This is a genomic window from Arthrobacter tumbae (assembly GCF_016907495.1).
In the GTDB taxonomy this organism is placed as follows: domain Bacteria; phylum Actinomycetota; class Actinomycetes; order Actinomycetales; family Micrococcaceae; genus Arthrobacter_D; species Arthrobacter_D tumbae.
In genome coordinates this window covers 2,935,098-2,948,373 of record NZ_JAFBCC010000001.1, presented here as the reverse complement: position 1 = coordinate 2,948,373, position 13,276 = coordinate 2,935,098, and the positions used below count along the sequence as shown (strand labels likewise).

The 13,276-nt window shown below is 64.4% G+C and carries 11 protein-coding genes; 2 read left to right on the top strand and 9 right to left on the bottom strand.

The features are described from left to right. The 3 genes from gatC to JOD47_RS13925 form a co-directional block, all read right to left on the bottom strand. Entirely contained in the window at positions 1-297 is a 297-nt protein-coding gene (gene gatC / locus JOD47_RS13935; RefSeq protein WP_056548619.1) for an Asp-tRNA(Asn)/Glu-tRNA(Gln) amidotransferase subunit GatC, read from the bottom strand. A gap of 51 nt (positions 298-348) precedes the next feature. Continuing rightward, a complete protein-coding gene (locus tag JOD47_RS13930) occupies positions 349-876 on the bottom strand; it encodes a GNAT family N-acetyltransferase (protein ID WP_204535101.1) in 528 nt (175 codons plus the stop codon). Between the two features lie 91 nt (positions 877-967). Beyond that, positions 968-1,600, bottom strand: a complete 633-nt coding sequence (locus tag JOD47_RS13925) for a maleylpyruvate isomerase family mycothiol-dependent enzyme (protein ID WP_204535099.1) — start codon at positions 1,598-1,600, stop codon at positions 968-970. Between the two features lie 105 nt (positions 1,601-1,705). Here JOD47_RS13925 and JOD47_RS13920 point away from each other — a divergent pair, with 105 nt between their 5' ends. After that, on the top strand, positions 1,706-3,373 hold the full coding sequence (locus JOD47_RS13920) for an HNH endonuclease signature motif containing protein (protein WP_204535097.1): 1,668 nt from the start codon (positions 1,706-1,708) through the stop codon (positions 3,371-3,373). A gap of 177 nt (positions 3,374-3,550) precedes the next feature. Further along, positions 3,551-4,006, top strand: a complete 456-nt coding sequence (locus JOD47_RS13915; protein ID WP_204536748.1) for an ASCH domain-containing protein — start codon at positions 3,551-3,553, stop codon at positions 4,004-4,006. 81 nt (positions 4,007-4,087) lie between these two features. Here the strand turns inward: JOD47_RS13915 and JOD47_RS13910 are convergent, their stop codons facing one another. From JOD47_RS13910 to JOD47_RS13885, 6 genes are all read right to left on the bottom strand, one after another. Further along, positions 4,088-4,579, bottom strand: a complete 492-nt coding sequence (locus tag JOD47_RS13910) for a GNAT family N-acetyltransferase (RefSeq protein ID WP_204535095.1) — start codon at positions 4,577-4,579, stop codon at positions 4,088-4,090. Positions 4,580-4,670: 91 nt separating this feature from the next. Beyond that, positions 4,671-5,132, bottom strand: a complete 462-nt coding sequence (locus tag JOD47_RS17815) for a DUF2087 domain-containing protein (protein WP_204535092.1) — start codon at positions 5,130-5,132, stop codon at positions 4,671-4,673. Next, complete coding sequence (locus JOD47_RS13900) at positions 5,129-5,965, bottom strand: inositol monophosphatase family protein (RefSeq protein WP_204535090.1); 837 nt, start codon at positions 5,963-5,965, stop codon at positions 5,129-5,131. Before JOD47_RS13900 ends, JOD47_RS17815 begins: the two co-directional genes overlap by 4 nt. Further along, positions 5,962-8,118, bottom strand: coding sequence for an NAD-dependent DNA ligase LigA (ligA, locus tag JOD47_RS13895; protein ID WP_239548619.1), 2,157 nt, complete (start codon positions 8,116-8,118; stop codon positions 5,962-5,964). Before ligA ends, JOD47_RS13900 begins: the two co-directional genes overlap by 4 nt. Before the next feature lie 229 nt (positions 8,119-8,347). Next, positions 8,348-8,617 (bottom strand): WXG100 family type VII secretion target, encoded by a 270-nt coding sequence (locus JOD47_RS13890; RefSeq protein WP_026544706.1) that lies wholly within the window; start codon positions 8,615-8,617, stop codon positions 8,348-8,350. A gap of 206 nt (positions 8,618-8,823) precedes the next feature. Beyond that, positions 8,824-13,263 carry a type VII secretion EssC family protein gene (locus tag JOD47_RS13885; RefSeq protein WP_204535088.1) on the bottom strand — a complete coding sequence of 1,480 codons (4,440 nt, stop codon included), beginning with the start codon at positions 13,261-13,263 and terminating at the stop codon, positions 8,824-8,826. Positions 13,264-13,276 lie beyond the last annotated feature (13 nt).

Genomic DNA, 13,276 nt, shown 5'->3' with positions numbered 1-13,276 from the left:
CTACTCCTCGTCCAGGATTGCGGGGACCTTGAAGCGGCCGGCTGCGTTGTCGGGAGCGCCACTGAGGGCTTCCTCGTTGGTGAGCGTTTCACCGATGACGTCATCGCGGTAGACGTTGCTCAGCGGGATGGGATGGCTGGTTGCGGGAACGTCCTCACCGGCAACTTCGCTGACCGTCTTGATGGAGTCGACAATGACGGAGAGCTCACCGGTCATGCGGTCAAGCTCCTCGCCGGTCATGTCGATGTGGGCAAGCCGTGCCAGATGCGCGACGTCCTCACGGGTGATCTCGGGCATGTTTCTCCACGATCGTTCGTATTTCAGAATGGCTGGGTTTCGGGTTCTAGTCTACGGGCGGGAGGTGACAGTCCTGTCCGGTTGCAGCGCAAGCCTGAAGACCCAGAGCTGGATGTTTTCGTCGCGTACCCACCAGTCACGGCCTGGCACACGCTCGAACCCGAGGGATTCGTACAACCGATGTGCCCGCACCATGTCCGAGCCACTGGTCAGGCTCACGGCATCGATGTCGTCCAGGGCTCGGGCATAATCGATGATCCACTCGACCATCCGTCGCCCGATACCGCCGCGCTGAACTGACGGATCCACTGCGAGCATGCGGAACTCCAACTCCCCCGCCAGCGCGATGTCCGTGTAGCGCTGGCCCTCGAACGTGATGGCAAAGGAACCGACGACGACGCCGCCCTCCTCCCCTACCCATACCTCTGCGTGTTCGGCCCGGTGCTCGATATCGGAGAGAATCTGCACGTAGGGGTGGTCCGGGTCGCTGAAGTAGCCCGCGTGAAGATAGGCGTCCCGGGTGATCCGGCGGACGTCGTCGTAATCGGCGGCAGTGACGCGACGGATGGTCAAAGGCATGGTGCGAACCTTGTCGTGGGAGTGGGCGGTTCTGAAAGAGGGCGGAAGATCCGCCTATCCATTGTGACGCACCCGGTTCTTATTACCGGGCTTACTGGATGAAAGCCGCGGCGCCCTCGCCACTGAACTCGGCACGGTCAACCGGACGGCCCGACACAGCAAGGAGGAGTGAGAGTGTTGATCCTCGCACCTCAGCTCCGGTACCGAAGTCGACGTCGGAGTCAGTCGCCACGATTCTTGATGCTGCCGCCCGCTGTTTGCCGCCTCCCATTGAGACGGTGGTCCGCAATTGATACATCAGGGCTGTGGCAACGTGCTCGATGGGATACTCACGTTTGAGCCCAAGCGGGCGTCTGATGTCCTCACCATGAATGATGGCCTCAACCAAGCGGGTCGCCGGTGCTGCGGGTGGCGTTTTGGTTTCATTGAGTACGCGGCGAAACTCGGCGAGAGTGTCGGTCGGCGTCGCCCTCCGCTCGCGGGCGACCCCAGCAGCGTTATCACGGTCGAAGTCGAACCGCGCTGACACCAGGCGGCGGACGAAACTGACACGCGTGGTCTTCGCGGAATCCACGAGATGAGCCACGACGTCGTTCACATCCCAACCGGGACACCAGGAGGGCATGGCCCACTGCTCTTCACTCATTCCAGCGAGATCTTCGATCAGGGCTCGACGTTCCTCATGCACGGCCGGCCACACTCCGGTCCATTTCCTGGAAGACATGCTGCTACTCAAACATGGATGACTGCAGACTGCCTGGAGAATGACGGCTTCATCTGTTTACTCACAACCCCTTTCTTTCGAATGTGTCTTCTAATAGAATGAGGTATGAGCCTGACAGCCGCACTCGACGCCCTTCCAGGCGAACGATTGCGTGCTCTCCCATCCTTCGAATTCGATGATCCGGCCGATTTGTCCGCGCCGTCGATCGGGGACCTGTTGCAGATCCTGGCCGCCTACGCCTCGCGTTTCGTGGCCGCGTTCCCGGGAATGGGACAGGATCAACTCGCCGAGCAGGCAACCGGAATCGAAGACCTCTCCCGGACGGTGGAGTACCTTCAGGTCGTCGCCGCCACCGCGGTGGATCGCAGCAGCGCCGCAGACGGCGGTAGGCCAGCCCACATCAACAAAACCATCACCGACGACGACGGCGGTAGTGGTGCCGATTCCGCCACTGGTGGTGTCGGTTTCGCGTTCGGTCTGTCCGGTCCTTCCGGTGGGCGCTCCGCTTACCGGTGCACCGCCGAGTACCTGCGGGACCGGCTACGCATCAGCAGAAGCGAAGCCAACCGCCGGCTCCGCCTCGGCTCCAAACTGATCCCCCGCATCACCCTCACCGGAGAACCGTTGCCCGCCACCTGTGAGCACCTCGCAGCCGAAGTCTCCGCCGGGGTAGTGTCCGGCAAAGCCGCCACCATGATCAACAGCGCCCTGGACCGGGCACAGTTCACCACCAACCCGGCCACCCTCGACACGATGGAAGCCCAACTCACCGCCAGCGCCACCCGCTTCGACCCCGACTTCCTCGCCAAACTCATCCACCGCTTCGAAGCCCACCTGGACCCCGACGGGCCCGAACCCACAGACAAGGAACTCACCAACCGCCAAGGCGTGTTCCTCCGCGGCAAAAAACGCGGCCTCCACCTGCTCGACATCGCAGCCACCGACGAACAATACGAATACCTCACAACCATCATGAACACCGCCACCGCCCCCCGCACCGGACGCCCCACCAGCGGCGACGGAGGCCAGAGCGGCAGCGAAGGGAGCGACGGCGACGGTACCAGCGGTGGCGGAGCAGGACCTGATGACGCGCCCGGACTCAACGACCACGAGGCGCCCGTCGAGACCAGGACCCGGGCACAACTGCTCCTGGACGGACTCGTCGGAGCCTGCCAAGTAGCCCTGGCCACCGACAAACTCCCCGCAACCGGCGGACAGCGGCCCCAAGTCCTCGTCACCGTCGACTACCAGACACTGCTCGGCGACATCGAAACCCGCACCGGCACCTCCTTACCAGCCACCGGTACGTCCACCGGCACTTCCAATACCGGCGCCTCCTTCTCCCCCGCCGCCGGGGCATCACTGGCATACACCGGGCCCATCAACGCACGCACAGCCCGTCAAATCGCCTGCGACGCCGACATCATCCCCGTCGTCCTCGGCGGACAGGGCGAAATCCTCGACCTCGGACGCGCACAACGGCTCTTCACAACCAAGCAACGCAAAGCCCTCATAGCCCGAGACAAGGGCTGCGCCTTCCCCGCCTGCACCATGCCGGTGCACTGGACCGAAGCCCACCACATCCAACCCTGGTCACACGGCGGAACCACCAGCACCGACAACGGCGTACTTCTCTGCGCCCATCACCACCATCTGATCCACCAAAACGAATGGACCATCCACATCAAGGACCGCCTCCCCTGGTTCATCCCACCCCCACACATCGACCCCGGACAGCAACCACGACGGAACCACTACTGGACACTCTGCTGAACAACCCACGCGGCCGAACAACTGCGGACGCGGCCGAATAATCACGCGCCAGTAGCAGTGGGGTAGTCGCCCATAGGTGATGTCTGCCGCTCTTTGCCACCGGCTGATGCTGCCTGCAACGATGACGAGGTGCACACCGAACCTGTGGCTTCACCCGACCTGTCAGCAGCCCGCCTCATGTGGAACGCATACGCCAAGGCACGTCCGGAAGCAGTGGCCGCCTCTCCCGAGTACACGGTTGAACACTTCGGCGATTCGAAGCGGCTGGCCAATGAACTCCTGAGCCTGGTCATGGACGGCAGGAAACGGGCGACCGCTGAACTCGTCGCTGAATTTCTGGCACGCGGTGACGAGGTACCGCGCATCGGTTCGCACTGGATCGCCTGCGACGGCGGCGGAGCGCCCCGCATCATCATCCGCAGTACAGAGCTTCGTATCGGCCCCTTCGCCAGTTCGGACGCGGCATTCGCCGCCGACGAAGGCGAAGACGACGGAACCCTCGAAAGCTGGCAGCGCGAACACCGTCGCTACTTCACACGGGTCAGCGCCGCTCGCGGCAGCCAATGGTCAGAAAATGACGAGATTGTCTTCGAGCGCTTCGCTGTCACCTGGCCGCCGGAACACGCCGACTGACTCCCGGCAGGACACGCTCGCTGACTCCCAGTAGGACACGCAGACTCCCAGCCGACTCCCTCCAAGCAGACCGGACCGCTCCTAGAGAGTGAGCTTGTAGACGTGGAGCGCGAAAGTGTCGGATAGCAGGAAGTTCCGGGCCGGCACCCTGACGAAGTCCATTGACTCGTAAAGCTTGTGCTGTCCATCCATGTTCGGTGCGATTGTCAGGACAACCGCCGACACATCGGGATCTATCCGTGCCCGCTCGATCACGGCTGCCACCAGCCCGTGCGCAATCCCCTTGTGCTGTTCGCCGGGCTCGACAGCAAGCATCCGGAACTCAAGTTCACCGTCGTGGGCAACATCGCTGAAGTCACCGCCGGCCCTGGTAACAAAAACCGATCCCACAATCCTTCCGGCCGATTCCGCAACCAGTAAAGATGACCCGGAGTATCCCTCCTCGATTGCCGCCAGGATGTGGTTATACGCGTACTCATCGTCGATGTATCCGGCATCCGAATACGCAGCCACAGTAATCCGCCGGATCTCTCCGAAATCGTTCCTGTCCGCCGACCTGATGTTAATGTCCATGAACGCCTCCTCTTGCGTTGGACGAGCGATGATCTGAGTGTGGCAGACCAACGAACCGCGAGCACGGGGCGAATGCAACGATCAGGTTAATTTAGCCGCCCGACACCCGCCGGTACCGTGTACCGTCCGGATTGCGCAACAGGAATCCGGAGTCGACAAACGCCCTCCGAAGGGTTGGGATGTCCCGCGTGAGAGTCGCAACCAACAAATTCACCACAGGCTCATCCAGCTCCTGACCAGCAGGAAATAAGCGGTCAGCAAGGTGTTCCAGCACCGCCAGCCGGTCCGCCTGACCTGCCGGCAATCCATCGAGCCTGCCTTCGCGGAAGAAGCGATCGACACCCTGCGGCCGTGCATGCGCAGCAGCACCCAGTACGTCCTTGAACATCGCGTCATTGACGGATCCATCGCTCAGCAACAATTCCGACTCGACAAGCTTTGAGAACTCCCTTGACCCCGCCTCGACGTCCTCACCAAGAACAGCCCGCGCATACGCCTCACGCAGACGTTCCGACGCTAACGTCGAAAAGACCTTCTGCCAGCTGACCGTCACGCGCGGGACTCCAGACGTTGCGCTACATCGATAACTGACTGCGGACCAGCCACCGTGAAAGCTGAAAAGCGCTCGGCTTCATCCGGCCCGCCGTCGAGCACTGCAGTGATGCCGGGCCGGTGCACAGGTACTCCCGCTTCCTCGGCGATCAGCGCACCGGCTGCCCAGTCGTGCTCATTCAGCCCGCGCTCGACATAGGCATCCAGCGTGCCGTCGGCCACCATGCACAGATCCAGCGCAGCCGACCCGATTCGCCGCAGATCGCCGTGCCCGGCCAGCAGCTCGCCCAGTTCACCCAATTGCTGCGAACGCTGACCCGGGTTGTAGGTGAATCCGCTGCCGACCAGCGTGCCGGGCCTGCCTGCAGCGGGACCGTGCAGCTGCCGCACGGTACCCCGAACACGCACCCACGCACCCTGGCCCCGCGAAGCCCAATAGACGCGGTCCAGCGCGGGCGCATGAACGACGCCGGCCAGCCAGACGCCGTCGTTGTCCACCGCTGCCACGGACGTACCGTAATAGACGATGTTGCGGATGAAATTGGTGGTTCCGTCGAGTGGATCGATAGACCAGCGGATGCCGGAAGGAGTCCCTTCAGGCACCGTGGTTCCGTACTCCTCGCCGGTGATCGCATCGTGTGGACGGGACCGCCAGATCACATCACGGACAGCCCGCTCGGCAGCCGTATCGAAGGCCGTCACCCAATCGCTGTCCGAACTCTTGTTCTCCGCCTGCAGCTCGCCCTCACCGCGCTTGCGCAACACCGCCGCGCCCGCTTCGGCGGCCTGTAACGCAACATGCAGCAGTTCTGCCGGACTGGCGCTCGTGTTCATACGCTTCCTTCCTCTAGCAACTTGCGGAAACCGTCTTCGTCCAGCACCGGCAATCCAAGCTGCTCAGCCTTGTCGAGCTTGGTTCCCGCGTTCTCCCCCGCCACCACGTAACTGGTGTTCTTCGACACCGAACCCGATGCCTTGCCGCCCCGCTGGATAATGGCTTCCTTCGCTTCGTCACGGCTGAAGCCCTCAAGAGAACCGGTGACGACGACGGTGAGCCCCTCCAGCGTGCGTGGCATGGACGCATCAACCTCGTCTGCCATTCGAACTCCGTCTTCTGCCCACCGGTCGACGATCTCGCAGTGCCAGTCCTCCGCGAACCACTCCTTCAGAGCCGCCGCGATGGTTGGGCCCACGCCGTCGACGTTGGCCAATTCCTCCTCGCTGGCGCTGCGGATCCGCTCCATTGAACCGAAGGCCGTGGCCAGCGCCCGCGACGCCGTGGGTCCGACATGGCGGACGGACAACGCGACCAATACCCGCCACAAAGGCTGCGACTTCGCTTTCTCAAGTTCGGCGAACAGTTTCCGCGTGTTCGCCGTCGGCTCCGAAGGCTTCTTGGCGGTACCGCGGGTATAGAAGTACGGAACCAGTTCCTGGCCGCTGACCACGCCCTTGACCTTCTTGTCGCGAAGAATCCGCACGTCGGCGAGCTTCTCCGGGGTCAGCCTGAACAGGTTTGCTTCGGTGGTCAACGGCGGATCCTGAGGTTCTGCCGGCTGGGTGAGTGCGATCGCCGCTTCCCAGCCCAGCGCTTCGATGTCGAAGGCTCCCCTCCCGGCTACGTGGAATACCCTCTCCCTCAGTTGGGACGGGCACGACTTCGCGTTGGGACACCGGATGTCGACGTCGCCCTCTTTCGCAGGTGCCAACGGCGTCCCGCAGGAGGGACATTCTGTTGGCATCACGAACTCGTGCGGCGGCGGGTCCTGCTGCGGGCGCAGCGCCACCACCGGACCGACAATTTCTGGGATGACGTCACCGGCCTTGCGGAGCACCACGATATCGCCGATCAGCACTCCCTTGGCCTTGACGACCTCCTGATTGTGCAGTGTGGCCATCTCCACCGTGGAGCCGGCAACCTTCACCGGGACCATCATGCCGTAAGGCGTCACACGCCCCGTGCGGCCCACATTGACACGGATGTCCAGGAGCTTGGTATTCACTTCCTCCGGCGGATACTTGTACGCGACAGCCCACCGCGGCACACGTGAGGTGTGTCCGAGCGCCCGCTGCAGGGCGAAGCTGTCCACCTTGACGACGATGCCGTCGATTTCGTGGAGCAGGCCATGACGGTGCGCGCCATAGTGCTGAATGAAGTCGCAGACCTCCTGGTAGGAACCAAACACCTTGAAGTACGGCGAAACGGGCAGCCCCCACTGCTCAAGCAGACCGTAGGTCTCCGACTGGCTTCCGGCATCCAGCCCCTCCCGCGCACCGATACCGTGCACATACATATCCAGCGGCCGCTGCGCAGTGAGCGCCGGGTCCTTCTGCCGGAGTGAGCCCGCCGCAGCATTGCGGGGATTGGCGAAGGGCGCCTTGCCCGCTTCAACCATCGACTCGTTGAGCTGGGCGAATTCCTTCGAGGGAAAGAACACCTCCCCCCGGATTTCCACCTCCACCGGATGGCCGGAGCCCTTCAGCCTGCGCGGGATGGTCTTGATGGTGAGGACATTGTGCGTGATGTCCTCACCGGTCGCTCCGTCACCACGGGTTGCTGCCCGGACCAGTTCGCCGTTGCGGTACAGGAGATTGACCGCGAGGCCGTCGATCTTCAGCTCGGTCAGCCACGACACGCCGCTTCCCGGGCGCTGCGACTCGATGCTGGCCTCGGCACGCCGGACCCACGCCTCGAGCTCATCCGTGGAAAACACGTCTTCCAGGCTGTACATCCGTTGCAGATGCTGCACCGGCGAGAAGGCGGCCGACACATCCCCGCCGACTTCCTGCGTAGGGGAATCGTTGGAAATCAGCTCCGGGTGCTCTGCCTCGATCTGCTCCAACCGGCGAAACAGTTCATCGAACTCCGCATCCGAGACGAGCGGCGCATTCTCGTTGTAGTAGGCGAAGCGGTGCCGCCGAACCTCCTCGACAAGCGCGCCGTATTCCTCCTTCAGGGAGTCAGCCGGCACTTCATCGGCGGGCAGCTCGACGTCGGAACGTGCTTCGGACTGCCCATCGGCGTGTTGGTTCACTGTGGCCACGGTTCCTATCTTGCCCCAGACCTCCGACACTTGCCCGCGTTGAAGTTTTTGTCGCCTAGTTGCTGCCTTCGAGCGGCCCAGACAGCAACTAGGCGACAAAAACTTCCGGATGGGGTTAACGCAAACGGCCCGCCGCCGAAGCCGCGGGCCGTTCAGCCGTTCGTGGAAGAACCTACGCGTTCGAGGTTGCTTCCTGATCCTGGCGGTTGCGCTGTACGGTTGCGCTGACTTCCTGCAGCTGGGCTGCAATCTGGGTCAGCTGCGCGCGGTGGGTTTCCCACTCCCCGCGGAACCGCTCGGAGTCCGGGCCAACCCAGGCTGTGTTGCCAAGCTGCTGCGTCAGCTGGTTGGCGGTCTGGTTCAGTTCTTCGGACTTCTGGGTAAGCAGCTGTGCCAGCTGTCCCATCTGCTCCGGATTGTTACCGTGCGTAACGTTGCTCATTGTCCCCACCTTTCGTCTGTGGCGGTCCGGCATTTCCGGAACCGCCTGCCCAAGCCGGGACATCCCTCGCGGGCTCCCCATCTGAGCGACCAACTACAACTTATCCAAGCCCGCTCGCTGGTGTCGATGGGGACCGCTCCCCAAGCAGCACTCCCCACCCAGCACTGCCCACACAGTACTCCCCACGCACGGGCCGGATCGGCGCGTCAGTCCAGGCCGCCCATGGTTGTAGCGACCTGTAGCTTGTAGGCCTTTCCGCGGCCGATGACGTATCCGCGGCCCGGTATGAAGCGGTTTCCGGCCGTCCGTCCGAGCGACGTGTTCAGGAGTGTGTCGCCGTCGAGCTCGTTCGGGTTGAGCAGAAGCCCCCGCCTCCCCGACTTGAACGGACCGGACAGGTTCCAGGCGCTGGACCAGGTCGAGGTCTCTGCCTCCCCGACCACCCACTGCCCGGCTTTCACTGCAGCCTTCACCAGCGACGACAGCTCGAGTTCCGCCAGCGAATCGCTGAACTCCGTCAGTCCCTCGATGAAGAACGCCACCGACCCCTCGGCACCGTCCGCCAACGTTGCGAGCCGCGATAGCTCCGGCTGCACCAGTGCTGCCGTTACATACGCCTCGTCCCACAGACCAAGCGACGCCACCGTCGATCGCCGCGCACCGAGGTAGATCCTCCTGACATTCGGCGACGACTTCTGCAGCGCCGCCGCCAGCGTCACCAGCGCAACGGTCCGCCCGGACCCGGGCGGTCCGGACACCATGAAGGCCCCTGTTGCAGCGACGGCTGCGGGCTCAAGGTTGAAGTCGTCGACGCCGATCACCGCCGTTCCCGCCTGCGCCGCCGGCAGCACGTCCAGGTCAATTGACTCGGGCAGGCTGAGCACGCCTGGCGCCTGCGGAACGCCCTGGCGCAGCATGGCGTCACGCATGCGCTCGACCTCGCGGGCCTGCAGTTCCAGGTTGGCGTTGCCGCCGAAGACGGCGAGCTGCACTTCCAGCCCGTCCAGCAGTCCGCGCCCGGGCGGTGACGAGCTCGAAAGTACGTCGCGCGGCACCCCGAGAGTCGAGTAGTCGTCCTTGGCTGCCATCCGCAGGACGATCCGGCGGCTGATGGAGGAAGCCAACGACGGCGGCAGGGAGTTTGTGCGTTCACCGGTCACGACAATGTGCACACCCATGGGACGGCCATCGGTCGCGATCTGCTGGAACAGTTCGAAGTGTCGCTCCCGCCCCTTGAACTCGTAGGTCTCCCGGAAGGTTGTGATGCCGTCGACCAGGAGCAGGATTCTCGGTTCGTCAGGCCGACCCGCGAGCCTCCGGTACTCGGAGATACTCCCGGCCCGAACGTCGGCGAACCGGTCAGCGCGCTCGGTGATGATGCCCCGCAGGTACCGGAGCAGCCTGCCGATCCGTTCGGAATCATCCCCGTCAAGAATCGCGCCCACGTGCGGCAACTGACCGAGCATCTGCAGCCCGTTGGAGGCGCAGTCGATGCCGTACACCTGCACCGGACCGCCGCGCACCGTCACGGCACACCCGATGGCAAGCGTCCGCAGGGCCGTGGACTTGCCGGACCCACCGGAACCAAGGATTGCCAGGTTCCCGTCGACGTCCGGCTGGTAGAACACGGTGGGCTGCTCCTGGTGCTCAGGATCATCAGTGACACCAAGCAGCAGCGATTCATCCGTACGCGGGTTGGGCAGCTTGGAGAAGTCGTAGGCGTCGGCCAGTTCGGCCAGCCAGGGCTTGCGCGGCGGTTTGATACCAAGCTCCAGCGCCGCCTGGGAAACGTTGCCCACGATCCGCGCGATGTCATTAGGTCCGCCCGGCTCGGAGACAACCTCATCGGCTGCGGATTCCCACCGCGTGCCTGAGCCGAAATTCATCTCCACCACATCGATGCGCGGACGCGCCGGCGCACGCGTGGTCCAGCCTCCCGCATAGCCGGTCTGAAAGCTCTGGATGCGACCCGGCCCGGTTTTGGCAGCCCCTCGTCCCGGAATGGTGGGGCTGAAGTACGCAGCCATCGGCGTCCCGAGGATGTCCTGCGAATCATCCGTGTCGGCCATCCGCAGCGCTATCCGAAGGTTGGTATTGGCCCGGAGGTTGTCCTTGATGACCCCCGACGGCCGCTGCGTTGCCAGGATCAGGTGCAGGCCGAGTGACCGGCCGCGCGCCGCGATGTCCACCACCCCGTCCACGAACTCCGGCACTTCCCGGGCGAGCGCCGCGAACTCGTCCACAACGATGACGAGGGAGGGAGGCGTCTCCGGGTCCGCGTCCCGCTCCATAGCCAGGAGGTCCTTGGCCTTCTTGCGGTTGAACAGGTGCTCCCGGTAGTGCAGCTCGGCCCGCAGCGAGGTCAGCGCGCGCCGCACCAGGTGCGGCGACAGGTCAGTGACCAGCCCCACCGTATGCGGCAGCTTCACGCAGTCGGCAAACGCCGCTCCACCCTTGTAGTCGACGAACAGGAACGTGAGCCGGTCAGGGCTGTAAGCAGCAGCCATGCCGAGCACCCAGGACTGCAGGAACTCGGATTTTCCGGCGCCGGTGGTGCCACCAACCAGGGCGTGGGGGCCCTCGGCCTTGAGGTCCAGGTACATCGGCTCAACGCCCTTGGAACCCACCAGCGCACGAAGCGACCCCTGATGCTTCCGGTTCGGCACCGCACGGGATGCCACCGAGTTGTTCTCCGTCCAGCGGTCGGCGACCGCCGTCGTCGCCTCCACCAGTTCATGGCCCGCCAGGGTCACGTAGGAGACGGCGCGCGGCAGGTCCGAGTCATCCTCCACAGGCTTGCCGACGTCGACGACGGGAGTCAGCATCCGCGCCAGCTGCCCTGCCAGCTCAAGGTCGACGCTCTCGCAGCTGACCGGCGTCGACAATTCACCCAACCGCACCTGGCCGCTGACATTCGCTGCGTCGCCGTCGACAAAGAGGAAGTCGCGGCAGGCCGCGGGCAGCGCCGCGACCGTCCCGGCGACCCACAGGACATGGACGCCGACGTCAGCGCCGGCCTCGGCTACGCGGGTCAGGCGGGCTCGGTCAACCGTGACATCATCCTCCACGACCACGAGGACCGATGGCGTGACCGGCACGGGCTGTTCCACTTCCTTCGTGGGGTCCAGGCGCCCGCGAAGGGCAATACCCGAGCGTTCGGCAGCGCGGACCGACACCAGATCCTCCAGCCGGGACAGCAGCAGTCCCGCCGCGGCCGGTCCGGCCGCCAGATGGTCACCGGTCAAAGGACTGTGGACCGAGCCGGTGTGCGGAAGCCACTGCAGCCAGCCCCACCGTTCCTTCGACTGCACCGAGGTCAGCGCCACCACGGTCAGTTCGGCCGGCGAATGTAGCCCGATGGCCTGGATGACCAGTCCGCGCGCGACGTCGTCCACAACCCCGCGTGCTCCAGCCACACCGAGTGCGCCGGACAGCCGAAGGCTCGCGACGATGGGGACGTCGTCGATGTAGGCGTACTCCTCGGCGGCGTCGCGGATTTCCTCCGAGAACTCGGGCAGTGTGTCGGAACCGGCAGGTTCGGCCAGCTCGATCCGCGACGGTGCACGCCCGGTTCCGAACCGCAGGCTCAGGAAGAAGTCATGCTCCGGGCGGTGCGTCCACAGCAGCGGTCCCAGCTTGTACACGGCGTCGACCGTGTCCGCTACCGAGGGCGCCTCGGCGTGCCGGACGGCCCGCTCCACCTTCCGCGTCCGTTCGATGTCGCTTCGGAAGAACGCCATCGAGTCGCGGAATTGTGCCACAGCCTCCCGGAAGGTCCGCTTGGCGTTGATCCGCTGGTCCAGGTAGCTGCCCACCAGGATCATCGGCATCATGAGGATGAAAATCAGGCTGAACGGGCTGCGCGTAATGGAGAACATGATGGCGCCCAGCAGGATCGGCGCGATGAGCAGCAGGTACGGAAAGCGCATGGGGTTCGGCCTGCGGGGGCCCGCTGGAATCTGCTTGGGCTTCTCGATAAATGCCGGGACCACCCGCGGCGAGCGGTTGAATTCGACCACAGGGCTGGTGGGGTCCGAGGAGTAGGCGCGGGTCAGCGGCACCACGGCGAGGGTGGTGTCGCCCAGCGTGATCTCATCCGCGCTGGTCAGGGTTGTCCGTTCCACCCTCGTGCCGCCCATGAGGAGGCCGTTGGCAGAGTTTGTATCGATGATCTCAATTCCGTCCGCGACGTTGATCCGCGCATGACGTTTGGACATCATCGGATCGGAAAAACGGATATCGCAGTTGCGGTCCCGGCCCAGGTAGCTGGCGCCGGCCGGCAGCGAAAATTCCTTGCCGGCGTCGGGCCCTGACAGAACCCGGAGCGTGGCGACGGCCGGCCCCCGGTCCTGGCCGGGCACGTTGAACTGGTCGCTGACCCGGCTGATGGTCACGGCGGACCCCGGCCGCAGACCCGACTCGAAGAGGCTGACGTCGGGATTGAGCGTCCTGCCGCGCATGCCGCCGGCAACGTAGGACTCCTCGACTGTCAGGGACAACTCACCGGGAGGTTCAGCCCCCGCGCGCGCCGGATCAGCCACATACAGCTCGCGGGCAACATCGCTGACGGTAGCGAGCCCGTCCACGGTGACAGCGAGATCCTTCGCGGGGTCGGGATCTCGCCGCAGGGTGAGGCGCAGCAACATGTCAGGAACACTC